The 23,362-nt window shown below is 66.0% G+C and carries 23 protein-coding genes; 14 read left to right on the top strand and 9 right to left on the bottom strand.

Annotated features, from left to right (window positions below):
• The first annotated feature begins 825 nt into the window (after positions 1-825).
• Positions 826-1,326 (top strand): homocitrate synthase, encoded by a 501-nt coding sequence (locus tag A5688_RS04490; RefSeq protein WP_067912133.1) that lies wholly within the window; start codon positions 826-828, stop codon positions 1,324-1,326.
• A 24-nt stretch (positions 1,327-1,350) separates the two neighbouring features.
• Here the strand turns inward: A5688_RS04490 and A5688_RS04485 are convergent, their stop codons facing one another.
• The gene (locus tag A5688_RS04485; protein WP_067827480.1) at positions 1,351-2,829 is read right to left on the bottom strand and encodes a cytochrome P450; all 1,479 of its coding nucleotides are present in this window, start codon (positions 2,827-2,829) and stop codon (positions 1,351-1,353) included.
• Between the two features lie 113 nt (positions 2,830-2,942).
• Between A5688_RS04485 and A5688_RS04480 the strand changes: the two genes are divergently transcribed.
• Together A5688_RS04480 and A5688_RS04475 are read left to right on the top strand one after the other, a co-directional pair.
• Positions 2,943-3,578 (top strand): TetR/AcrR family transcriptional regulator, encoded by a 636-nt coding sequence (locus A5688_RS04480; protein WP_067827477.1) that lies wholly within the window; start codon positions 2,943-2,945, stop codon positions 3,576-3,578.
• A 31-nt stretch (positions 3,579-3,609) separates the two neighbouring features.
• A complete protein-coding gene (locus A5688_RS04475) occupies positions 3,610-4,539 on the top strand; it encodes an SDR family oxidoreductase (RefSeq protein WP_067827474.1) in 930 nt (309 codons plus the stop codon).
• Here the strand turns inward: A5688_RS04475 and A5688_RS04470 are convergent.
• Both A5688_RS04470 and A5688_RS04465 read right to left on the bottom strand, forming a co-directional pair.
• Positions 4,474-5,511, bottom strand: coding sequence for a DNA polymerase IV (locus A5688_RS04470; RefSeq protein ID WP_067912194.1), 1,038 nt, complete (start codon positions 5,509-5,511; stop codon positions 4,474-4,476). The two genes, A5688_RS04475 and A5688_RS04470, sit on opposite strands and share 66 nt — an antisense overlap.
• Positions 5,508-6,116 carry a TetR/AcrR family transcriptional regulator gene (locus A5688_RS04465; protein ID WP_067912130.1) on the bottom strand — a complete coding sequence of 203 codons (609 nt, stop codon included), beginning with the start codon at positions 6,114-6,116 and terminating at the stop codon, positions 5,508-5,510. Before A5688_RS04465 ends, A5688_RS04470 begins: the two co-directional genes overlap by 4 nt.
• Before the next feature lie 92 nt (positions 6,117-6,208).
• Here A5688_RS04465 and A5688_RS04460 point away from each other — a divergent pair, with 92 nt between their 5' ends.
• From A5688_RS04460 to A5688_RS04435, 6 genes are all read left to right on the top strand, one after another.
• Positions 6,209-6,763, top strand: a complete 555-nt coding sequence (locus A5688_RS04460) for an NAD(P)H-dependent oxidoreductase (protein WP_242660322.1) — start codon at positions 6,209-6,211, stop codon at positions 6,761-6,763.
• A 504-nt stretch (positions 6,764-7,267) separates the two neighbouring features.
• Positions 7,268-7,507, top strand: coding sequence for a redoxin NrdH (locus A5688_RS04455; RefSeq protein WP_064952259.1), 240 nt, complete (start codon positions 7,268-7,270; stop codon positions 7,505-7,507).
• Positions 7,508-7,595: 88 nt separating this feature from the next.
• Positions 7,596-8,039 carry a class Ib ribonucleoside-diphosphate reductase assembly flavoprotein NrdI gene (gene nrdI / locus A5688_RS04450; protein ID WP_067827465.1) on the top strand — a complete coding sequence of 148 codons (444 nt, stop codon included), beginning with the start codon at positions 7,596-7,598 and terminating at the stop codon, positions 8,037-8,039.
• On the top strand, positions 8,009-10,174 hold the full coding sequence (gene nrdE / locus A5688_RS04445) for a class 1b ribonucleoside-diphosphate reductase subunit alpha (RefSeq protein ID WP_067912123.1): 2,166 nt from the start codon (positions 8,009-8,011) through the stop codon (positions 10,172-10,174). The genes nrdI and nrdE overlap by 31 nt, the downstream gene beginning before the upstream one ends.
• A gap of 61 nt (positions 10,175-10,235) precedes the next feature.
• Positions 10,236-10,964, top strand: a complete 729-nt coding sequence (locus A5688_RS04440) for a TetR/AcrR family transcriptional regulator (RefSeq protein ID WP_120312473.1) — start codon at positions 10,236-10,238, stop codon at positions 10,962-10,964.
• A 154-nt stretch (positions 10,965-11,118) separates the two neighbouring features.
• Complete coding sequence (locus A5688_RS04435; RefSeq protein WP_067912120.1) at positions 11,119-12,660, top strand: flavin-containing monooxygenase; 1,542 nt, start codon at positions 11,119-11,121, stop codon at positions 12,658-12,660.
• Here the strand turns inward: A5688_RS04435 and A5688_RS04430 are convergent.
• A complete protein-coding gene (locus tag A5688_RS04430) occupies positions 12,657-13,574 on the bottom strand; it encodes an SDR family NAD(P)-dependent oxidoreductase (RefSeq protein WP_242660321.1) in 918 nt (305 codons plus the stop codon). The genes A5688_RS04435 and A5688_RS04430 overlap by 4 nt on opposite strands.
• 101 nt (positions 13,575-13,675) lie before the next feature.
• Between A5688_RS04430 and A5688_RS04425 the strand changes: the two genes are divergently transcribed.
• Positions 13,676-14,248, top strand: a complete 573-nt coding sequence (locus tag A5688_RS04425; protein WP_067827456.1) for a TetR/AcrR family transcriptional regulator — start codon at positions 13,676-13,678, stop codon at positions 14,246-14,248.
• On the opposite strand, the gene A5688_RS04420 is transcribed toward A5688_RS04425, so the two are convergent.
• Entirely contained in the window at positions 14,220-14,765 is a 546-nt protein-coding gene (locus A5688_RS04420; protein ID WP_067912117.1) for a TetR/AcrR family transcriptional regulator, read from the bottom strand. The two genes, A5688_RS04425 and A5688_RS04420, sit on opposite strands and share 29 nt — an antisense overlap.
• Positions 14,749-15,195 (bottom strand): SRPBCC family protein, encoded by a 447-nt coding sequence (locus A5688_RS04415; protein ID WP_067912114.1) that lies wholly within the window; start codon positions 15,193-15,195, stop codon positions 14,749-14,751. Before A5688_RS04415 ends, A5688_RS04420 begins: the two co-directional genes overlap by 17 nt.
• Before the next feature lie 267 nt (positions 15,196-15,462).
• Here A5688_RS04415 and nrdF point away from each other — a divergent pair, with 267 nt between their 5' ends.
• On the top strand, positions 15,463-16,437 hold the full coding sequence (gene nrdF, locus A5688_RS04410) for a class 1b ribonucleoside-diphosphate reductase subunit beta (RefSeq protein ID WP_207546597.1): 975 nt from the start codon (positions 15,463-15,465) through the stop codon (positions 16,435-16,437).
• Between the two features lie 263 nt (positions 16,438-16,700).
• On the opposite strand, the gene A5688_RS04405 is transcribed toward nrdF, so the two are convergent.
• Complete coding sequence (locus A5688_RS04405; protein ID WP_131811905.1) at positions 16,701-16,988, bottom strand: hypothetical protein; 288 nt, start codon at positions 16,986-16,988, stop codon at positions 16,701-16,703.
• Between the two features lie 385 nt (positions 16,989-17,373).
• Between A5688_RS04405 and A5688_RS04400 the strand changes: the two genes are divergently transcribed.
• Positions 17,374-17,799 carry a DUF3349 domain-containing protein gene (locus A5688_RS04400; RefSeq protein ID WP_067827515.1) on the top strand — a complete coding sequence of 142 codons (426 nt, stop codon included), beginning with the start codon at positions 17,374-17,376 and terminating at the stop codon, positions 17,797-17,799.
• 12 nt (positions 17,800-17,811) lie between these two features.
• Here the strand turns inward: A5688_RS04400 and A5688_RS04395 are convergent, their stop codons facing one another.
• Entirely contained in the window at positions 17,812-18,852 is a 1,041-nt protein-coding gene (locus tag A5688_RS04395) for an NAD(P)-dependent alcohol dehydrogenase (RefSeq protein ID WP_067912111.1), read from the bottom strand.
• A gap of 114 nt (positions 18,853-18,966) precedes the next feature.
• Positions 18,967-20,064 carry an iron-siderophore ABC transporter substrate-binding protein gene (locus tag A5688_RS04390; protein ID WP_067827441.1) on the bottom strand — a complete coding sequence of 366 codons (1,098 nt, stop codon included), beginning with the start codon at positions 20,062-20,064 and terminating at the stop codon, positions 18,967-18,969.
• Between the two features lie 245 nt (positions 20,065-20,309).
• On the opposite strand from A5688_RS04390, the gene ctaD reads away from it, so the two are divergent.
• Both ctaD and serB read left to right on the top strand, forming a co-directional pair.
• A complete protein-coding gene (gene ctaD, locus A5688_RS04385; RefSeq protein ID WP_067912186.1) occupies positions 20,310-22,055 on the top strand; it encodes an aa3-type cytochrome oxidase subunit I in 1,746 nt (581 codons plus the stop codon).
• Positions 22,056-22,078: 23 nt separating this feature from the next.
• A complete protein-coding gene (serB, locus tag A5688_RS04380) occupies positions 22,079-23,317 on the top strand; it encodes a phosphoserine phosphatase SerB (RefSeq protein ID WP_068268061.1) in 1,239 nt (412 codons plus the stop codon).
• Positions 23,318-23,362 lie beyond the last annotated feature (45 nt).

The raw sequence follows: 23,362 nt of genomic DNA, 5'->3' as shown, positions 1-23,362 counted from the left end.
TATAACGGCTATTAGACACACGTAAATACCCAGTTAGTTTTAGTTAACGTGACGTTTGTCAGTTGAGTATGCGCGTCAATCATTCACTGCAGCAACAGTTGTTCGACGTTTTAATGCGCGCGAAAGCGAAGGATCTCTCGCTTGAGGGAGGCCACCGACGAAAGCGCCATAGGCATCGACAATGCGCTTTTAATAAATGGCTATCGCGATGTCAATCCAGGCCGAATCGAGCGTCCCGTACTTCCATCATCCGGGTGTGCCGGATTTGGGGACGCGTGCTAGAAATTGCGTCCCGCCGGGACCAAAAGTCCCAGCGGGTCGCTTCTAGTTTGATTCAGATACAAATGGGTCCGACACAGGTGGTGCCGCCCGTGCCCAACCCAGTGCCGCCGGTTGCGGCAGAAGTCGCACACCCTGGCACTGCCAACACCGCGGCCACCCCGAGGGCCGCTGCGGCAGCTTTGAGGGTCTTCTTGGTGCTCTTCGCCTTCATGATCGTGCCTTCCATGTGAGGGGTAGTTGAACAGCCGTCTAATTGACTGCCGATTCGCCCATACCCCCTGTAAACCGCGGGTAAACCAAACTTTTAGGATTATTTTCTGTATTTTTTTGTACGGTCTGTTTGTGCAGGTCAGTATCGTTCGGCATGGATCGGCGGCAGTTGCAGAAATCGTGTCTGAGGGTCTAATGTCAACGCCCGTGCGTCTTTTCGAGCGTGGCGTAGTAGCTAGCACCCGCAGCGGGGTCTGATCCTGACCGACCCCCCGCTGTGGGTCGGAAGCTACTGCCGTCGGTCGATCCTCCTGACCAGAAAAGACCGGCACCATGACTCTTCCCGAGCGCAATCAGTCCGAGAATTTCGAGCCCGCCAGTGCGTGGTTCGGCGACCGCTTCGGCGTCGCGCTGCCCCGCGGTCTGCGCGAGCAGGCCGCTGCGACGTCCTGGGAGGGCTTCGTCGCGGCCTACGGGCGTAACGCCGGCCCGCTGCGATTAGGCCATTGGGAGTGCACCGACCCGGATCGCGCCGCGACCCGACTGGGCCCGCAGGCCCGCGACTTCCGGGCCGTGATCGCCGTGGGCGATCGCATCAGCACCGCCACCGCTGCCGCAGGTGGACCGATCGCGGCCCTGACCGCGATGCTGCACGAGCGGGGGATCACCGTCGAGATCATGGAGTTCCACCAGATGCGATCGGCAACGGGCGTCGCGACTTTCGTCCGCGGCGGCGACGGCACCCGCGCCGAGTGGGCGTTGGGCTGGTCGGACGATCCGACGCAGTCGGCGCTGCGCGCGGTGATCGCCTGCGCCAACCGGCGGTTCGCCTGACGCGTGGGCGTCGTTCGCCCTGGCCTATAGGGGGCGCAACACGATCGGCATGCCGTCCATCGGGATCGGCATACCGCCGTAGTCCCAGTGCGGCTGATAGCCCGGCCGGGCCAACTCGAGGCGGTAGCGCCGCAGCAGCCGGTGCACGACGGTCTTGACCTCCAGCTGACCGAAGACCATGCCGATGCATTTGTGCGCACCACCGCCGAACGGCGCGAACGCGTACCGGTGCTTCTTGTGCTCCGAGCGCGGTTCGGCGAACCGCTCGGGGTCGAACTTGTCTGGCTCCGTCCACAATTCGGACAGCCGATGGTTCATCCCGGGCCAGATGGTGATGTTGGTTCCGGCCGGGATGTAGTGGCCCAGCAGCTCGGTGTCGCGCACAGCCATCCGCATGTTGAACGGCAGCGGCGTCACCATGCGCAGCGACTCGTTCATGATCAGCTCGAGCGTTTCCAGCTTCTCCAGCGATTCGATGTCCAGCGGTCCGTCGCCGAGCCGGGCCGACTCCTCGCGCGCCCGCTCCTGCCACTCCGGGTTGGCGGCCATGTTGTAGACCATCGTGGTGGTCGTCGAGGTGGACGTGTCGTGCGCGGCCATCATCAAGAAGATCATGTGGTTGACGATGTCCTCGTCGGTGAAGCTGTTGCCGTCCTCGTCCTCGGTGTGGCACAGCACCGTGAGCATGTCGTTGCCGGTGGCGTTGCGGCGGTCCTTGACCCGCTCGATGAAGTAGTCCTCGAGCAACTTGCGGGCCTTCAGGCCGCGCCACCACTTGAACGGCGGAATCGGCTGCCGGATGATCGCCCCGCCGGCGCGCGTCGTCGTGGTGAACGCCTGATTGACCTTGGTGACCAGGTCGTGGTCGGACCCCGGCTCGTGCCCCATGAACACCAGGGACGCGACGTCCAGGGTGAGCTCTTTCATCGCCGGGTGGAACAAAAAGCGCGCGTCGTTGGTCGGCCAGTTGGCGACGATGTCGGTGGCGACCCGATCGATGTGCTCCACATAGCCGGTCAGGCGGCTGCGGGTGAAGGCCTCCTGCATGATCCGGCGGTGGTACATGTGCTCGTCGAAGTCGAGCATCATCAGGCCGCGGTTGAAGAACGGCCCGATCACCGGGTGCCAGCCCTTCTGGGAGAAATCCTTGTTCTTGTTGGAGAACACGGCCTGGGTGGCGTCCGGGCCCAGCGCGGTGACCGCGGGCATGATCGGCGAATCCAGATAGATCAGCGGGCCGTGGTTTCGGTAGAGGTGCAACGCGTAGTCCGGGCCGCCGCGGAACAGCTCGATGATGTGGCCCAGGATCGGCAGCCCGGCGTCGCCCAGCACGGGTTTGAGGTCGCTGCCGGCCGGCGGTTCCGCCAGGACTTTGGTCTCCCACTCGTGGGCGAGCAGGCGCTTCTCGATGGCGCCCATTCCCGGGATGGTCTGCAGCGTCGGGGTGAACCGGCGCCGCGCCTGATCCAGCAGGTAATGCGGGGTGCTGATGGTGGCGGTCATAAACGCTCCTTTGCGTGCCCTCCCGTGACGGCCGTCACTGATTCATAACCTTCGCTGAAAAACTTGACGGCTGTCAAGTTTGCTTTTCGCGCGGCGTGGTGCAAGGTCAGGGAGTGACCAGCCACCCCGCCACTCCGGAGTCGGGCGCACGACGGCGTGGCGACAAACAACGCCAGGCGATCGTGCAGGCGGTGCGCGAACTGCTGCAGGAAAAGCCCTTCGCGGAGCTGTCGGTCAGCACCATCAGCCTGCGGGCCGGGGTGGCCCGATCCGGCTTCTACTTCTACTTCGACTCCAAATACGCGGTGCTGGCACAACTCATGGCCGAGGCCGCCGAGGAACTCGAAGAACTCACCGAGTACTTCGCGCCCCGACAGGCCGGCGAGTCGCCCGAGCAGTTCGCCAAGCGGATGGTCGGCAGCGCAGCGGCCGTCTACGCGCACAACGACCCCGTCGTGACCGCCTGCAACGAGGCGCGCAACACCGACGTCGAGATCCGCGAGCTGCTGGATCAGCAGTTCGAGGTGGTGCTGGACCAGATCGTCGGGATCGTGGAGGCCGAAATGAAGGCCGGGACGGCCGATCCAATCAGTGACGACCTGCCGACGCTGATCCGCACCCTGGCCGGCACCACAGCGCTGGTGTTGACCGGCGACCCGATCCTGACCGGGCGCGACAGCGACCGGGACCGACGGGTGCGCGTGCTCGAGCGGTTGTGGCTGCACGCGCTGTGGGCCGGCCGTCCCTAGGCGCGGCGTTACCGCCGGTATCGTCTCCGCCATGGCGCAGAGGGGATCCGGGCGGTCTTTCGCGGGAAAGCGGTGCCTTGTCACCGGGGCGGCGAGCGGCATCGGCCGCGCCACGGCGCTGCGGCTGGCCGCGCAGGGCGCCGAGCTCTATCTGACCGACCGCGACCGCGACGGTCTCGAACTGACCGTGGCCGACGCGCGGGCGCTGGGCGCACAGGTCCCCGAGCACCGCGCGCTGGACATCGCCGACTATGACCAGGTGGCCGCGTTCGCCGCCGACATCCACGCCGCGCACCCGAGCATGGACCTCGTCCTGAACATCGCCGGCGTATCGGCCTGGGGCACGGTCGACCGGCTCACCCACGAGCAGTGGAGCAAGATGATCGCCATCAATCTGATGGGACCGATCCACGTCATCGAGACGTTCGTCCCGCCGATGGTGGCGGCCAAACGCGGCGGCCATCTGGTCAACGTGTCCTCGGCGGCCGGGCTGGTCGCCCTGCCATGGCATGCCGCCTACAGCGCCAGCAAGTACGGATTGCGTGGCCTGTCCGAGGTGCTGCGCTTCGACCTGGCCCGCCACCGCATCGGGGTGTCGGTGGTGGTGCCCGGCGCGGTGAACACCCCGCTGGTGAACACCGTGGAGATCGCCGGCGTGGACCGGGAGGACCCCGACGTCGCGCGGTGGGTGAGGCGGTTCGCCGGCCATGCCGTGTCGCCGGAAAAGGCCGCCGACAAGATCCTGGCCGGGGTGGCCAAGAACAGATACCTGATCTACACCTCGGCCGACATCCGCGCGTTGTACGCCTTCAAAAGGCTTGCGTGGTGGCCTTATAGCGTGGCGATGCGCCAGGTGAACGTCATCTTCACCCGCGCGCTGCGGCCCGCCCCGCCGCTAGTGCGGCATGGCCAGCTCGAGGCGCACGCCGAGCAGGCGGACCGGCCGGTCGAGCTCGAATAGATCGAGAACACGAAGGGCCGCGGCCACGATGACGTCGTGGTCGGTACTGGGCGCGTCGAGCTTGCGGATCTTGGTGCGCGTGTAGAAGGTCGCCGTTCGCACGGTGACCGCCAACCGGGTCACGACTCGGCTCGCCGCCAGCACATCGGCCAGCGCCTGTTCGGTCAAATCCGTTACGGCCGTGTCCATCTCGGATCGGTCGGTGAGGTCGCGCGGAAAGGTGACGACGTGGCTGCGGGAGCGTGGCACCCACGGCTCGGCGCTGACCTGGCTGTCGCCGCCACCCTTGGCCAACAGCAGCAGCCACAGCCCGGTGCGCGGGCCGAACGTGGCCGTGAGCAGCTCCGCGTCGCAGTGGGCCAGTTGCCACACCGTCGTAACGTCAAGATTCGCAAGCTTTTTCGCCGTCTTGGGGCCCACACTCCACAGCGCGTCGACCGGACGGTCGGCCATCAGCGGCATCCAGTTCGCATCGGTGAGCACGAATATGCCGCCCGGCTTCGCGAATCCAGTGGCGACCTTGGCGCGCTGCTTGTTGTCGCTGATGCCGACCGAGCAGGATAGCCCGGTCTCCGAGGAGATGACGGCGCGGATCTGCTGTGCGACCTCGCTGGGGTCCTGCGCCGTCACCGCGACATAGGCCTCGTCCCAGCCCCACACTTCCACCGGGTGCCCCAGGTCGCGCAGCACACCCATCACCTGATCGGACGCCGCGTCGTAGGCCGCCGGGTCCGACGGGAGGAAGGTCGCCTCGGGGCAGCGGCGGGCGGCCGCGCGCAGCGGCATGCCCGCCCGCACCCCGAACTCCCGGGCCTCGTAGGAGGCGCAGGTGACGACCTTGCGCGGTTCATCCGGATCGCCGCTGCCGCCGACAATGACTGGCAGCCCGGCCAATTCGGGGTGCCGGCGCAGCTCGACCGACGCCAGGAACTGATCGAGGTCGACGTGCAGGATCCAGTTCGTGGTGGTCACCGCCCGCAGAGCTTGCGCGCCAGGCTCTCCCACGCGTCGCCCAGCGTCTGGATGGTATGGCCTCGATCGTTGAGCTGATGCTCGACGTAGTTCACATTGAGCAGAGCGAGCAGGGCATCGGTCTGGGCGTCGAGATCGCCGGTGGTATGAGCCGCCTGAAGTAACACGCGGATGTGGGTGCGGTGCACCAATACCGGCGCACTGTAGCGAGTCTGGGGATCACGGTGGGCTTCCGACAGCAGTTCGCAGTGGTCGTGGGCGAAGCGGATCCGCTCCCGGCCGAAAGCGATCAGCCGATCGGTGGGCGGTGCGCCGGGGCCCAGCGGCGGCGGGCCGAACAGGAACGCCTGCTGCACGGCCCGTTCGTCCTCGTCGAGCAGCACCATCATCAGGCCGGCGCGGCTGCCGAAGCGGCGGAACAGCGTGCCTTTGCCGACTCCGGCGGCGGCCGCGATGTCATCGGTGGTGACGGCGTCGGCGCCGCGCTCGGCGACCAGGCTTCGGGCGGCCTTCAGGAGCAGGGCACGGTTGCGTGCCGCGTCGCCCCGTTCCTGGTGCCCCACCTGGGGGGCGAACACGTGCAACTCACCGGCCCGCTCGCTCACCTCTGCACTTTAACGCTGCCGGAATTAATCGGACTATAGTCCGGTTAGATCGTGCGAGGATGTACTACAACGATCGAAGGGAACTCCGACCAGTGGCAATCAAAATTCTGGCGTTCGTGGGCAGTCTGCGCGCGGCGTCGATCAACCGCCAGATCGCCGAGTTGGCAAGGGCGGTCGCCGCCGACGACGTGACCGTCACGATCTTCGAGGGGCTCGGTGAGCTGCCGTTCTATAACGAGGAGATCGACGACGTGATGAACACCGACGCGCCACCGCTGGCCCCGGTGGCCGCGCTGCGTGCCGCGGCGGGCGACGCCGACGCCGCCCTGGTGGTCACCCCCGAATACAACGGCAGCTATCCGGCCGTCATCAAGAACGCGATCGACTGGCTGTCCCGCCCGTTCGGCGACGGCGCGCTCAAGGGCAAGCCGCTGGCGGTCATCGGGGGATCCTTCGGCCAGTACGGCGGGGTCTGGGCGCACGACGACACCCGCAAGTCCTTCGGCATCGCCGGCGCGCGGGTCGTCGAGGCGATCAAACTGTCGGTGCCGTTCAAAACCCTGGAGGGCAAGGCGCCCGCCGAGCACGCCGAGCTGTCCGCGAACGTGCGTGACGTGGTGGGCAAGCTGGCCGCCGAAGTCGGCTGATTGGCGGAAGTCGACAAGCCGCTCGCCGGGCGACCAGCGAGGTTGCCACAACCGAATAGCCAAAGCCGCCAGCTCCGTCTGGCGGCTTTGCTAGCGGCGGACCGGGCCGTCGTTCTGGGGGGTGATGTCGGTGGTCGCTGATATATAGATCCGCAGGGGCGCCCACGCCTCGGCGTGTGACCTGCGACACGCCGAATGGGTGTTCAGATTTTTTCGCGACAGGGCTCACGACCAGGGAATTTCAAAATTGTTATTCAGAACATCTTGTATCTCGACATCTTGTCAGCCACTAGGTGTAGTGTTTCGAGCACCGGCAGATCCCCGGACCACCAAGCCAGCCAGGCTCGGTGAACCCTCCGAAATCGGCACCCACAGGTCGTTCGACCTCGACCGCCGCACGACGGGAATCAGGGAGCCTGACGGATCGCTGAACATAGCAAAGACGCAGTCAAAAGTAGTTGCCAGTCCATTGGGTCCCCCTCTTCCGCAAAGGAGCGGCATTCTATGAGCATCACCGTGTACACCAAGCCGGCATGTGTGCAGTGCAGCGCCACCTACAAGGCGCTGGACAAGCAGGGCATCGCCTACGAGAAGGTCGACATCTCGCTGGATGCCGAGGCGCGTGACTATGTGATGGCCCTGGGATACCTGCAGGCTCCCGTGGTGGTGGCGGGTAACGACCACTGGTCGGGTTTCCGGCCCGACCGCATCAAGGCGCTGTCCACGGCGGAACTGAGCGCGTAAGGCAAAGACGTCAGGTAAGGAGGTTGCGGTGCAGTCGCGCAACCCAGATTGGACGGGTGACGACCCGCTTCGCCCGGCTGCGCCGCGCTTGCGATCGTCACTGGTCTATTTCTCCTCGGTATCGGAGAACACCCACCGCTTCGTGGAGAAGCTGGGGATCCCCGCCACGCGGATACCACTGCATGGCCGCATCGAGGTAGACCAGCCCTACGTCCTCGTCCTGCCCACCTACGGCGGCGGCCGGGCCACTCCCGACCTCAACGCCGGCGGTTACGTCCCCAAGCAGGTCATCGCCTTTTTGAACAATGAGCACAACCGGTCGTTGATCCGCGGCGTCATCGCCGCGGGCAACAACAACTTCGGCGCCGAATTCGCCTACGCGGGCAACGTGATCTCGCGCAAGTGCGGCGTCCCCTACCTCTACCGCTTCGAACTAATGGGAACCCAGGACGACGTGGATGCCGTCCGCGCGGGCTTAGCCGATTTCTGGAAGGAACAGACGTGTCACCAACCGTCGCTGCAGAGCCTGTAACCACCGGAGCCCACGCGTTGCCGGGGGAGACGGATTATCACGCGCTCAACGCGATGCTGAACCTGTACGACGCGGACGGCAAGATTCAGTTCGACAAGGACCGCGAGGCCGCGCATCAGTACTTCCTGCAGCACGTCAACCAGAACACGGTGTTCTTCCACAATCAGGACGAGAAACTCGACTACCTGATCAAGGAGAACTATTACGAGCGTGAGGTTCTCGACCAGTACAGCCGTAACTTCGTCAAGACGCTGCTGGACCGCGCCTACGCCAAGAAGTTTCGGTTCCCGACGTTTTTGGGCGCGTTCAAGTACTACACCTCCTACACGCTGAAGACGTTCGACGGGAAGCGTTACCTGGAGCGTTTCGAAGACCGCGTGGTCATGGTGGCGCTGACGCTGGCCGCCGGCGACACCATCCTGGCCGAGAAGCTCGTCGACGAGATCATCGACGGCCGCTTCCAGCCGGCCACCCCGACGTTCCTGAACTCGGGCAAAAAGCAGCGCGGCGAACCGGTGAGCTGCTTTCTGCTGCGCATCGAGGACAACATGGAGTCGATCGGGCGGTCGATCAACTCCGCGCTGCAGCTGTCCAAGCGCGGCGGGGGAGTTGCGTTGCTGCTCAGCAACATTCGCGAGCACGGCGCGCCGATCAAGAACATCGAAAACCAGTCCTCGGGTGTCATCCCGATCATGAAGCTGCTCGAGGACTCGTTCTCCTACGCCAACCAGCTCGGGGCCCGGCAGGGCGCGGGCGCGGTGTACCTGCACGCGCATCACCCCGACATCTACCGGTTCCTGGACACCAAACGCGAGAACGCCGACGAGAAGATCCGCATCAAGACGCTGAGCCTGGGCGTGGTGATCCCCGACATCACCTTCGAGCTGGCCAAGAAGAACGAGGACATGTACCTGTTCTCGCCGTACGACGTCGAGCGGGTCTACGGTCTGCCGTTCGCCGACATCTCGGTGACCGAGAAGTACTACGAGATGGTCGACGACGCCCGCATCCGCAAGACGAAGATCAAGGCGCGGGAGTTCTTCCAGACGCTGGCCGAGCTGCAATTCGAATCCGGTTACCCCTACATCATGTTCGAGGACACGGTGAACCGGGCCAACCCGATCGACGGCAAGATCACCCACTCGAACCTGTGCTCGGAGATCCTGCAGGTGTCCACGCCGTCGGTGTTCAACGACGACCTGTCGTATGCCAAAGTGGGCAAGGACATTTCGTGCAACCTGGGATCGCTGAACATCGCCAAGACGATGGACTCGCCCGACTTCGCGCAGACCATCGAGGTCGCGATCCGCGCGCTGACGGCGGTGAGCGATCAGACGCACATCTGGTCGGTGCCCTCAATCGAACAGGGCAACAACGAGTCCCACGCGATCGGGCTCGGCCAGATGAACCTGCACGGCTACCTGGCCCGCGAGCGCATCCACTACGGCTCCGAAGAGGGCGTCGACTTCACCAACATCTACTTCTACACCGTGCTCTACCACGCGCTGCGCGCGTCGAATCGCATCGCGATCGAGCGGGGTTCGAAGTTCGGCGGCTTCGAGCGCTCGAAGTACGCCTCGGGTGAATTCTTCGACAAGTACACCGAGCAGGTGTGGGAGCCGGCCACCCCGCGGGTGCGGGAGCTCTTCGCCGAGGCGGGCATCCGCATTCCGACGCAAGAGGAATGGCGGCGGCTCAAGGAGTCGGTGCAGCAGCACGGCATCTACAACCAGAACCTGCAGGCCGTCCCGCCGACGGGGTCGATCAGCTACATCAACCACTCGACCAGCTCGATCCACCCGGTGGCGAGCAAGATCGAGATCCGCAAGGAAGGCAAGATCGGCCGCGTCTACTACCCGGCGCCCTATCTGACCAACGACAACCTGGAGTACTACCAGGACGCCTACGAGATCGGCTACGAGAAGATCATCGACACCTACGCCGCGGCCACCCAGCACGTGGACCAGGGGCTGTCGCTGACGCTGTTCTTCAAGGACACCGCCACCACCCGCGAGGTGAACAAGGCGCAGATCTACGCCTGGCGCAAGGGGATCAAGACGCTGTACTACATCCGGCTGCGCCAGATGGCCTTGGAGGGAACCGAGGTCGAGGGCTGCGTGTCCTGCATGCTGTAGAACCTCGGGCTGATCGGCCAGTCTGCCCAGGTCAACGCCGCAGCGCGGTATGGTGCTTGATGTGGTGAGAATTACCCGACCCCACCCCAGCGTCAAGCCTGGGGCCAAGGTCGACGCGCGCAGCGAACGCTGGCGCGAGCACCGCAAGAAGGTGCGCAACGAGATCGTCGACGCGGCCTTCCGCGCGATCGACCGCCTCGGGCCCGAGCTGTCCGTGCGGGAGATCGCCGAGGAGGCCGGCACCGCCAAACCGAAGATCTACCGGCATTTTCACGACAAGTCCGACCTGTTCCAGGCGATCGGGGAGCGCCTGCGCGACATGCTGTGGGCGGCGATCTTCCCGTCCATCGACCTGAAAACCGACTCGGCCCGCGAAGTGATCCGGCGCAGCGTCGAGGAGTACGTGGTCCTGGTCGACAAGCACCCCAACGTGCTGCGCGTGTTCATCCAGGGCCGGTCGTCGGCCAGCCCCCAGATCCTCGACGAGGGACGCGGAATCACCCTGGCCGTGGCCGACATGTTCGACAACGAGCTGCGCGAGATGGAGCTCGACCACGCGGCGGTCGAACTGGCCGGGCACGCGGCCTTCGGCTGTGCCGCGTCGGCCACCGAGTGGTGGCTGGGTCCCGAGCCGGACAGCCCGCGCCTGATGTCGCGCGAGCAATTCGTCGCGCACCTGACCACCATCATGATGGGTGTCATCGTCGGCACCGCCGAGGCGCTGGGCATCAGGATGAACCCTGACCTGCCGGTTCACGACATGGTGGCCGGCGACTCGGCCGCGAGCTGAGCGAGCCGCGGCGTTGACAACCGCCGCGGCCATCGATAACACTCGTCCAATCCGATACCCTGGGTACCGGGTATTCTGCGTCAGCCGGGAGCCATAGCGAAGACGCCGGCTAAAGCCGACCCGAAGCAGGCCTGGAGAGAAAGACCGATCGACCGTGACCGACGTCGTGACACAAACCGAGACCATCCCGGGGGCCAACGCCTCGAAACCCGTGCACACACGTGCCGTCATCATCGGGACCGGGTTCTCCGGCCTGGGGATGGCCATCGCGCTGCAGAAGCGGGGCATCGGCTTCGTCATCCTGGAAAAGGCCGGCGACATCGGCGGCACCTGGCGGGACAACAGCTACCCCGGGTGCGCCTGCGACATCCCGTCGCACCTCTACTCGTTTTCGTTCGAGCCCAAGCCCGACTGGAAGAACCCGTTCTCCTTCCAGCCCGAGATCTGGGACTACCTCAAAGGGGTCACCGAGAAGTACGGGTTGCGCCGCTACATCGAGTTCGACTCGCTGGTCGACCGCGCCCACTGGGACGACGACGAGAACCGCTGGCACGTGTTCACCACCGACGGGCGCGAATACGTCGCGCAGTTCTTGATCTCTGGTGCCGGCGCCCTGCACATTCCGTCCATGCCCGACATCGAGGGTCGCGACGAATTCCGCGGCGCCGCTTTCCATTCCGCGGAGTGGGACCACAGCGTTGACCTGACCGACAAGCGGGTGGCGGTGATCGGGACCGGTGCCAGCGCGATCCAGATCGTGCCGGAGATCGTCGGGCAGGTCGCCGAACTTCAGCTCTACCAACGCACTCCGCCGTGGGTGGTCCCGCGCTCCAACCCCGAGATCCCGCCGGCGGTGCGCGGGGCCATGGAGAACGTGCCCGGCCTGCGCGCGCTGGTCCGTCTCGCGATCTACTGGGGGCAGGAAGCGCTGGCCTTCGGCATGACCAAGCGGCCGAACCTGCTCAAGTTCATCGAGGCCTACTGCAAATACAACATTCGCCGGTCGGTCAAGGACCGGGAGCTGCGGCGCAAGCTGATCCCGAACTACCGCATCGGGTGCAAGCGAATCCTGAACTCCTCCACCTACTATGGCGCGGTCGCCGACCCGAAGACCGAACTGGTCACCGACCACATCGCGCGGATCACCCCCGACGGCATCGTCACCGCCGACGGCACCCACCGGCCGGCCGACGTGATCGTGTATGCCACCGGCTTCCACGTCACCGACTCCTACACCTACGTCCAGATCAAGGGACTGCACGGCGAGGACCTGGTGGACCGCTGGAACCGCGAGGGCATCGGCGCGCACCGCGGGATCACCGTCGCCGACGTGCCCAACCTGTTCTTCCTGCTGGGCCCCAACACCGGGCTGGGACACAACTCGGTGGTGTTCATGATCGAATCCCAGATCCATTACGTCGCAGACGCGATCGCGACCTGCGACAGGCTGGGCGCACAGGCGCTGGCGCCGACCCGCGCCGCCCAGGACAAGTTCAACGACGAGCTGCAGCGCCGGCTGGGGCCGTCGGTGTGGAACAGCGGCGGTTGCAGCAGCTGGTATCTGGACGAGCACGGCAAGAACACCGTGCTCTGGGGCGGCTACACCTGGGAGTACTGGCGGGCGACCCGCTCGGTCAAGCCGGAGGAATACCAGTTCTACGGCATGAACATGGGCAAGGCCGCGGCCGCCTCCTAGGTGCCGAGCGAAGTCGTTGCGGTGGTGCGGTTTTCGCTCGGCTTTGCCTCTTTGGCGAAGGATCGCAGGTTCTGCCGGATGATGCGGTCCAGGATCCGGTCGGACACCAAGCGGCTGATTCGCACCAGGATCGCGGCGTCGCGTCCGATGGTGTAGCGCGTGCGGGGACGCGATACGGTCGCGGCCTTGGCGATCACTTTCGCGGCGTGTTCGGCCGAAACGCCATCCTCGCCGAACGACCGCGCTTGTGCGGTGACGGCCGCGATGAGATCGGCGTAGCGGGCGAGTTGGGCATCGGTCAGGCTCGCCATCAGTGCCTCGGCGGTGGCGATTCCGCGTTCGGCCATTTCGGTTTTGACCGCGCCGGGTTCAACGACGACCACCTTGATGCCGAGCTCGGCGACCTCACGCCGCAGCGCGTCACTGGCGGCCTCCAGGGCGAACTTCGAACCGGCATATGCGCCATACGTCGGCAACACCACCTTGCCGCCGACCGAGCTGATATTGACGACGGTCCCAGAGCTGAGCAACAGGGCCGGCAGCAGCGCCTGAGTCATCGCGATGTGGCCGAACAGGTTTACCTCGAACTGCCTGCGCCACTGGTCTATCGGCAGCGTTTCGACAGGAGAATTGACAGCGATCCCGGCGTTGTTGACCAGCGCGCGCAGGGGGCGGCGCTGCGGATCGCGCGTGACACGGTCGGCGATCGCGGCCACGTCCGATTGCATCGTGATGTCCAGGATGTACGGCTCGATACCGTCGGCGCGCAGTGCGTCGGCGTCCACCTCGCGACGCACACCGGCCAGCACGTGAAAACCCTTGTGGGCCAGTTCTCGCGCGCTGGCCGCGCCCATGCCCGTCGAGGCACCGGTCACGACGATCAGCTCATTACGGGCGGTGCGATTCGACGACATCATGGTCTCCAATCGGAGGGATTCAGTTTGAGTTGACGATGTCATCTCAAACTAGCAGTTAAGTTGACATTGTCAACCCAAGGCCGGCTTATGCTCTGCGGATGACGACACGAGCCGAGAGTGCGGCGGCCACGCGTCGTTCGTTGGTCGAGGCGGCGGGGGTGCTGCTCGACCTGGGAGGTGTCGAGGCGGTGACGCTGCGCGAGGTGGGTGCCCGCAGCGGCGTGTCGCGCTCGGCGGCGTATCGCCACTTCGCAGACAAGGAATCCCTGCTTGCCGAGCTGGCCACGAACGCATTGCGTGAATTAGGTGACGCACTCGAGGCATTGGCCGGTAGCGAGGACTCGCCGGAGGAATGCTTGCGCTCGGCGCTGCTGTCGCTGATCGCCATCGGCCGCACCCGGCCTCATCTCTATCGCCTGATGTTCACTCCGCCGGCGGGCGACCCGACCGCGGCGATGCGGGCGGCCGAGCGCACGCAGGGACTATTTCTGGAGATGGTGGGTCGCATCACCGGTCCGCAGCAAGCGCCACGCTATGGAGCGCTCATTTTGACGAGCGCACACGGCATCACGGGGCTGGACTTGAGTGGCCACATGGATCTGGACAAGTGGCACACCAGCGCCGAGGAACTCGTCGACACCCTCATTTCGGTGTTGCCAAAAGCCGGATAAAGGCCTGCGCGGCCGCCTCGACGCCGGTCTCGTCATCGGTCGCAACCAGATCCAGCAGCAGGCCGCGGGTGACGGCCAGTCCCAGTCGCGCCAGGGCGGGGTCGACCCGCCCTTCGGCGATCGCATCGACCTCGGCCAGCCAGTCGGTGACTGCGCCGGGAATCATTCGGGCAAAAGGCTTTTCGCCCTGGGCGGCGCGGGCGTAACACTCGAAGAACAGGCGCTCGGATGCGCGCAATTCGGGCCGGCGAAGGTCGGCCCACATCGCCGCGAAGCTGTCGGCCGGATCGTCCGGCATTTCGGCCAGCAACCCCATCTGACGGCGCTCGACCTCCTCGACGATCGCCACGAGCAGATCTTCTCGAGAGCCGAAGTGGTGCAACAGCATCCGGTGGCTGGTGCCGACCGCGGCGGCCACCTCGCGCAGCGACCGGTCGCCGATGCCGCCGGTGGCGAACTCGGCGATCAGCGCATCGAGCAGTTGCCGGCGACGCTCGGTGTCAGGAGTGCGCGCCATCGGCGCGACTGAGCTGCTCGGATCTGGCCATGAGGCCCTGGCCCTCCAAATCGAGGAACCGCTCGGTCTTCTTGGCCATCAGCCGCCCCACCAGGGCGCCCAGCACACCGCGCTGGTCGAGCTGCTGGCGCACCAGCGTGCGGCCGCCGGGCCGGGCGACGACATCGTGGCGAGCGGTCACCCGCACCCCCGGAGAGCTCTGCACCCAGGTCCAGGACGTTCCCGGGTCGATGTCGGTGACCTTCCAGACCAGCTTCGACATGCCGGGCTGCTTGATCGCGAATCGTCTGCCGACGGCGAGCCCGGGCCCGTCCAGCCCGGTCAGGGAGGTCACCGACGCGGTCCAGTCGGGCCAATGCTCGACGTCGGTGAAAACCTCCCAGACAAGTTGGGGCGGTGCGTCGATCTCGACACTGTCTTCGGTAAACATGTACCAAATGGTACATGTTTGGCGGCGTGGTGAACAGTGGCCGGCCGCGTCGATCGCGCCGGTGCGCGGCCGATCCGGCCGGCGCGCCGGCTCGCAACGGATTCGGCCACATCGCCTGAGCCGCGGAGCTCATACTGGAGGTGGCCTGACAGGTGTGCACGACACGCAAACACAAGTTCTTGTGTTCCGCTGGGTTGTCGCACCCCAGGGGTAGTGTCTGGAGCCTGAGATCCCTCAGGCGAAAACGGTGTGTGAAGTGGGGTTCTGGTGACCGACAACATGAAGCTGATCGACCGCGTCTCGGCGATCAACTGGAACCGGCTGCAAGACGAAAAAGACGCCGAGGTGTGGGACCGGCTGACCGGCAACTTCTGGCTCCCCGAGAAGGTGCCGGTGTCCAACGACCTGCCGTCGTGGGCGACGCTGACGCCCGGGGAGAAGCAACTGACCATGCGGGTCTTCACCGGCCTGACGCTGCTGGACACCATCCAGGGCACGGTCGGCGCGGTCAGCCTGATTCCCGACGCGCTGACCCCGCACGAGGAAGCGGTCTACACCAACATCGCCTTCATGGAGTCGGTGCACGCGCGCAGCTACAGCAACATCTTCTCCACGCTGTGCTCGACGGCCGAGATCGACGACGCCTTCCGCTGGTCGGAGGAGAACCCCAACCTGCAGCGCAAGGCCGAGATCGTCATGCAGTACTACAAGGGCGACGAGCCGCTCAAGCGCAAAGTGGCCTCCACGCTGCTGGAAAGCTTCCTGTTCTACTCCGGCTTCTACCTGCCCATGTACTGGTCGAGCCGGGCCAAGCTGACCAACACCGCCGACATGATCCGGCTGATCATCCGCGACGAGGCCGTGCACGGCTACTACATCGGCTACAAATACCAGCGCGGCCTGGCCCTGGTCGACGACGCACGCAAACAGGAGCTCAAGGACTACACCTACGAGCTGCTCTTCGAGCTCTACGACAACGAGGTGGAGTACACCCAGGACCTCTACGACGAGGTGGGGCTGACCGAGGACGTCAAGAAGTTCCTGCGCTACAACGCCAACAAGGCGCTGATGAACCTCGGCTACGAGGCGCTGTTCCCGCGCGACGAGACCGACGTCAACCCGGCCATCCTGTCGGCGCTGTCACCCAACGCCGACGAGAACCACGACTTCTTCTCCGGCTCGGGCAGCTCGTACGTGATCGGCAAGGCCGTCGTCACCGAGGACGAGGACTGGGACTTCTAGCAAGTCGGCGGAGGAGTTTTCGCCGCGGCAAACCCGGGTACTTGACACGCGAATTCATCGTTTGGACGGAGAACGCGTGACCACCGCCGAACAGCCGCCACCAGAAGGCGACGAACAGCCCCCGCAGGCCACCGAGGACGAAGGCGGCTCCGACGCGGAGTCCGGGGAACGCACCCGCTCGCCGCGGCGGTGACGCCGCGCCCGCGGGGGAGTGAACCCGAGCCGCCGGTACCGACAGCGTCAAATCGATGGCGGGCTAACGGCTATGCGCTCTGCTGACGCTGTTGGCGGGTCTGGTTGATCAGGTTGACGCCGACCGCTACGCCGCCCAATACCGCTGCGGGAAGGGCGATTTCGAGTTGTCCGGTGGTGGCGCCGACTGCGGCCAACAGGCCCAGGCCCCCCGCGACTATGTTGAGGTTTCCGGCGACCTTGTTCGCGCGTTGGTGCTGATAGGCGCCGACGGCAATCTCGCCGACCCCGAGTATCCCGGAGACGATCAGGGGCGCCCCCGTCGCGGTCATTGCGGTGGCGATTACATCGAATTGCACTTGTCTCCCAAATGATTACGGCTGAGCCGCCCCAATCGCAGGGCGCGGCACACGTCGACAGGCTGCGGCCTCAACCTTTCACCGAGCCTATCGGCGATGGCCGCGCTGCCGTCGCTTACGCGATCGCGCCGTCCGCCGGCCGACGTTGACGCGTTGTGCCCCGTGAGTAGGCCGTTCGGCGGGCACGGGTCGCGTATGCGTGGATGGGAGTTTTCGCATATCGACCCGTGCCCGGGGCATCGTCGTTCGTTTCGTGGCCACCCGTGCGCCGCAAAGGCGTCGACCACCGGGCGGACATGAACAAGAGCGTGAACGACGCATGAATTGTGTGCATGGCGTCACGGCCAGCTGGCGCGGGTGACAAGGCTGCCCTGACACTGTGTGGGTGACGAATACCGCCGCCTCGCATACCAGCAATTTCTGCCGTTCGGTGCTGCGCTGGCTGCGCGCCGGTTACCCCGAGGGCGTCCCCGGGCCCGACCGCGTGCCGCTGCTGGCCCTGCTGCGCAGCACCCCGCTGACCGAAGAGCAGATCGCCGAGGTGGTGCGCAACATCACCGCCGACGGATCCCCGGCGATCGCCGACGGTGTGATCGACCGCGACGAGATCGCGCATTTCATCTCCGACATGACCCACTACGACGCCGGGCCGGAGAACATCATCCGGGTGGCCGCCACGCTGGCCGCCGTCGGTTGGCCGCTGGCGGGCATCGACGTCAGCGAGGTCATTCCCGGTGACGAGTGGGGAGAGGCGGCCGAAATCGCCGCCCGGGGTCACGCTCCCGAAGGAGCTTCGGGCGTCGGGGTGTAGCGCGCCCTCGCCCTACAGCTTCGAGATGTCGATGACGAAGCGGTAGCGCACGTCGCTGGCCAGGACGCGCTCGTAGGCCTCGTTGATGTAGTCGGGGTCGATGAGCTCGATTTCCGGCGTCACGTTGTGCTCGGCGCAGAAGTCCAGCATCTCCTGGGTCTCAGCGATGCCGCCGATGTTCGACCCGGACAGGCTGCGGCGCGCCAGCGCGAGTGAGAACGCGCCCACCTCCATGGGGTGCTCGGGAATGCCCAATTCGACGAGCGTGCCGTCGACGTCGAGCAGGCTCAGATAGTCGTTGAGGTTCAGGTTCGCCGAAACGGTGTTCAGGATCAGGTCGAAGCTGTTGCGCAATTTCTTGAAGGTCTCGCGCTCGGCGGTGGCGTAGTAGTGCTTGGCGCCCAGGCGCAGCCCGTCCTCCATCTTCTTCAGCGACTGCGACAGCACCGTCACCTCGGCGCCCATCGCCGCGCCGAGCTTGACGCCCATGTGGCCCAGCCCGCCCAGGCCGATGATCGCCAGGCGGGTGTCCTGACCGGCCTTCCAGTGCCGCAGCGGCGAGAACAGTGTGATGCCCGCGCACAGCAGCGGCGCCGCCTTGTCCAGCGGCAGCGAGTCGGGGATGCGCAGGACGAAGTTTTCGTCGACGACGATCGCCTGGCTGTAGCCGCCCTGCGTGGTCGTGCCGTCCCTGTCGGTGGCGTTGTAGGTGAAGGTCGTGCCCCGGCTGCAGTACTGCTCGAGGCCAGCCTGACAACTGCGGCACTGGCCGCAGGAGTTCACCATGCAGCCCACCCCGACGTGGTCGCCCACCTTGTGCTTGGTCACCTCGGAGCCCACCGCGGTCACGACGCCGGCGATCTCGTGGCCCACCACCAGCGGGTAATTCGGTGTGCCCCATTCGCCTTTGGCGGTGTGGATGTCGGAGTGGCAGATTCCGGCGAACTTGATGCCGATCGCCACGTCGTGCGGACCCGGCTCACGCCGCTCGATGGTGGTCTTGGTCAGCGGTGCCGTCGGCGAGGTGGCCGCGTACGCCGAAACTGTGCTCATGCAAATCCCTCTTCGATTTCGATACGTCGCCAAGAAGTTTAGCTAAGGTAAAGGTTCCGCCGCCATCGGACGGGGCGAACATCACGTTATGACTGGCGTACCGGCCGTCGGCCGTCAGTTGATCGGGGCGTTCACCAGGCGCAGGTCGTCGACGATGCCGCGCGCGGCGATCAGGCCCTCGCCGGTCTGCCAGATCTCGTCGTTGACGACGTAGACCCGGTTGTCGCGGTTGGCGGACAGCTTGCGCCACGGGTTGCTGTCCAGGATCACCGCGGCCCGGTCGGCGGCGGCCGGGGTGTTGCAGGACACGTACACCACGTCGGCGTCAGCACTGGACAGGTCCGGGTTCTTCGCCAGGTCCGCGTCGGTGGCGCCGATCTCGATGTAGGGCTTGTCGGTGAACCGCTGGGCGGCCGGCCGGTCCACCCCGACCGCCCCGAGCACGCTGGCCGGGAAGTTGTTGGCGCCGTACACCCGGATGGTGTTGGCCGTCAGCTGCACGATCGACGCCTGGTAGTGGGAGGCGTCATGCCGCGCGCCGATGTCGGTGGCCCGCTGCGAAAAGCCGCCGAGCAACGCGTCCACCGCGGCGCCGCGGCCGGTGGCCGCTCCCACGGCGCGCAGGTTGTCCTCCCAGGCCGCGCCCGGTGCGGCGGTGAACACCGTCGGGGCGATCGCGGTCAGCTGCGGATACAAGGTGGGCGTCAATCCCTGCGATCCGAGGATCAGGTCCGGGTGGGCCGCCGCGATCGCGTTGACGTCCGGGTGGGACCGGGTGCCGACGCCGGGCACGGCGTGCACCGCGCCGCCCAGATAGGCGGGCTGACTCGAGGATCCGTCCGGCAACGCCGCGCCGACCACCCGCGACTGCAAACCCAGCGCGCACAACGTGTCGAGCTGGTCACCGGAGAGCACCACGATGCGCTGCGGATCGGCGGGCACCGCCACGACGTCCGGCTCGGCTCCCGCCGCGTTGTGGACTTGCCGCTTGGCGGACCCCGCGTCGGCACCGGCGGCGTCCCGTGCGCACGAGTCGTCGGGCCGGCGGTCGTTGCCGAGCACCCCGGCGCCGGCGATCTGGGTGGTGGGGGTGATCAGCGCGGGGGTCGACGTCTGCCCGGCGGGTTTGTCGGATCCACAGCCGCTGCATGCCAGCACGACCGCCGCCGCCAACGCGGCCGGTAGGGCGGGTCTGGTCGCGCCGAACAACACGCGTCAGACGCTAACATCCGGCCCCCACGATCCGGCCCCGTGGCGATCGCGAGCGCGGCGAAGGCGGGCGACGCGGGTCGCCACGATCCGGCCCCGCCCGGCGCCGCGCCGACGGACACACCGCACCGGTGAGCCATTTACGACAGTTTGTAGGACCAGCCCTGACGTCGTCATGATCGACGGCTAAGATTCGTTCCAATACCGCCTTTTGGGCCAGTGTCCGATCTGGATGTTTGGAGAAGCTGTTGACAGCCGAAGCGCCCCCCTTGGGAGAACTCGAGGCCGTTCGTCCGTACCCGGACCGCATGGGCCCCAAAGGGAACCTCGTCTACAAACTGATCACCACCACCGATCACAAGATGATCGGCATCATGTACACCGTCACCTGCTTCGGCTTCTTCTTCATCGGCGGGCTGATGGCGTTGCTGATGCGCACCGAGCTGGCCGCTCCCGGGCTGCAGTTCCTGTCGAACGAGCAGTTCAACCAGCTGTTCACCATGCACGGCACGATCATGCTGCTGCTGTACGCCACACCCGTGGTGTTCGGTTTCGCCAACCTGGTGCTGCCGCTGCAGATCGGTGCGCCCGACGTGGCCTTCCCGCGGCTGAACGCCTTCTCGTACTGGCTGTTCCTGTTCGGCGGGCTGATCGCGGCGTCCGGCTTCATCGTCCCGGGTGGGGCCGCCGACTTCGGCTGGACGGCCTACACGCCGCTGTCCGACGCCATTCACTCGCCCGGCGCCGGGGGAGACCTGTGGATCACCGGCCTGATCGTCGCGGGTCTGGGCACCATCCTGGGTGCGGTCAACATGATCACCACCGTGGTGTGCATGCGCGCTCCCGGCATGACCATGTTCCGGATGCCGATCTTCACCTGGAACATCCTGGTGACCTCGATCCTGATCCTGATCGCGTTCCCGATCCTGACCGCGGCGCTGTTCGGGCTGGCCGCCGACCGACATCTGGGCGCCCATGTCTATGACGCCGCCAACGGCGGAGTCTTGTTGTGGCAACACCTGTTCTGGTTCTTCGGCCATCCCGAGGTGTACATCATCGCGCTGCCGTTCTTCGGCATCGTCACCGAGATCTTCCCGGTGTTCTCGCGCAAGCCGGTCTTCGGCTATACCACCCTGGTGTACGCGACGCTGTCGATCGCCGCGCTCTCGGTCGCGGTGTGGGCGCACCACATGTTCGCCACCGGAGCCGTTCTGCTGCCGTTCTTCTCGTTCATGACGTATCTGATCGCGGTGCCGACCGGGATCAAGTTCTTCAACTGGATCGGCACGATGTGGAAGGGCCAGATCACCTTCGAGACGCCGATGTTGTTCTCGGTGGGCTTCCTGCTCACCTTCCTGCTGGGTGGCCTGACGGGTGTGTTGCTGGCCAGCCCGCCGCTGGACTTCCACGTCACCGACACCTACTTCGTGGTGGCGCACTTCCACTACGTGCTGTTCGGCACCATCGTGTTCGCCACCTACGCCGGCATCTATTTCTGGTTCCCGAAGATGACCGGCCGGCTGCTCGACGAGCGGCTGGGCAAGCTGCACTTCTGGTTGACCTTCATCGGGTTCCACACCACCTTCCTGGTGCAGCACTGGCTGGGTGACCTGGGCATGCCGCGCCGCTACGCGGACTACCTGCCCAGCGACGGCTTCCAGCCGTACAACGTCGTCTCCACGGTCGGCGCCTTCATCCTGGGCGCGTCGATGTTCCCGTTCGTCTGGAACGTCTTCAAGAGCTGGCGTTACGGCGAGGTCGTCACCGTCGACGACCCGTGGGGCTACGGCAACTCCCTGGAGTGGGCCACCAGCTGCCCGCCGCCGCGGCACAACTTCACCGAGCTGCCCCGAATCCGTTCGGAGCGACCGGCATTCGAGCTGCACTACCCGCACATGGTGGAGCGGCTGCGCGCCGAGGCGCACGTGGGCCGCGCGCACGGGCCTACGGACAAGGACGTCACCAGACTGGATGACGTCCAGGTCCGCAGCTGATGGCCTGACGGGGGCTGTCGGGAGTGAACTCACCACTCAAGGTGTCGGTGTTGATCACCGTCACCGGCGTGGATCAACCAGGCGTGACGGCCACCCTGTTCGAGGCGCTGTCGCGGCACGGGGTCGAACTGCTCAACGTTGAACAGGTGGTGATCCGGCACCGCCTGACGCTGGGCGTGCTGGTGTGCTGCCCGGCCGACGTCGCCGATAGCGCGCAGCTGCGCGATGACGTCGAATCAGCCATCCGCAAGGTTGGTCTCGACGTCAGCATCGAGCGCAGCGACGACGTGCCGATCATGCGAGATCCCTCGACCCACACCATCTTCGTGCTGGGCCGGCCCATCACCGCCAGCGCGTTCGGCGCGGTGGCCCGCGAGGCGGCCGGGCTGGGCGTCAACATCGACCTGATCCGCGGTGTCTCCGACTACCCGGTGATCGGCCTGGAATTGCGGGTCTCGGTGCCGCCGGGCGCGGACGGGGCCCTGCGGACCGTCCTGAACCGGGTGTCCAGCGAGGAACAGGTCGACGTCGCGGTCGAGGACTACACCCTGGAACGACGGGCCAAACGGCTCATCGTGTTCGACGTCGACTCGACGCTGGTGCAGGGCGAGGTCATCGAGATGCTGGCGGCCCGGGCCGGCGCCGAGGGCAAGGTCGCCGCGATCACCGAGGCCGCGATGCGCGGCGAGCTCGACTTCGCGCAGTCGTTGGAGCAACGGGTGGCGACGCTGGCGGGCCTGCCCGCCAGCGTGATCGACGAGGTCGCCGACCAGCTCGAGCTGATGCCCGGCGCCCGCACCACGCTGCGGACCCTGCGGCGGTTGGGCTATGCCTGCGGCGTGGTGTCCGGGGGCTTTCGCCGCATCATCGAGCCGTTGGCCGAGGAGCTGATGCTGGACTATGTCGCGGCCAACGACCTGGAGATCGTCGACGGCACGCTCACCGGCCGGGTGATCGGCCCCATCGTCGACAGGGCCGGAAAGGCCACGGCGCTAAGGGAATTCGCCGACCAGGTCGGGGTGCCGATGGCGCAGACCGTCGCCGTGGGCGACGGCGCCAACGACATCGACATGCTGGCCGCGGCCGGATTGGGGATCGCGTTCAACGCCAAGCCCGCGCTGCGGGAGGTCGCCGACGCGTCGCTGAGCCACCCCTACCTGGACACGGTGCTGTTCCTGTTGGGCGTGACGCGCGGGGAGATCGAGGCCGCCGACGCGGTCGACGGTGAGGTCCGCCGGGTGGATATCCCGCCCAACCCGTAGCGACCGCAAGCGCGGCGAAGCCGGGCGCGTCGGGTCGCTACGCAT

It is taken from the genome of Mycobacterium mantenii, assembly GCF_001667865.1.
Classification (GTDB): Bacteria; Actinomycetota; Actinomycetes; order Mycobacteriales; family Mycobacteriaceae; genus Mycobacterium; species Mycobacterium mantenii_A.
This window is presented reverse-complemented; position numbering and strand designations above follow the sequence as displayed.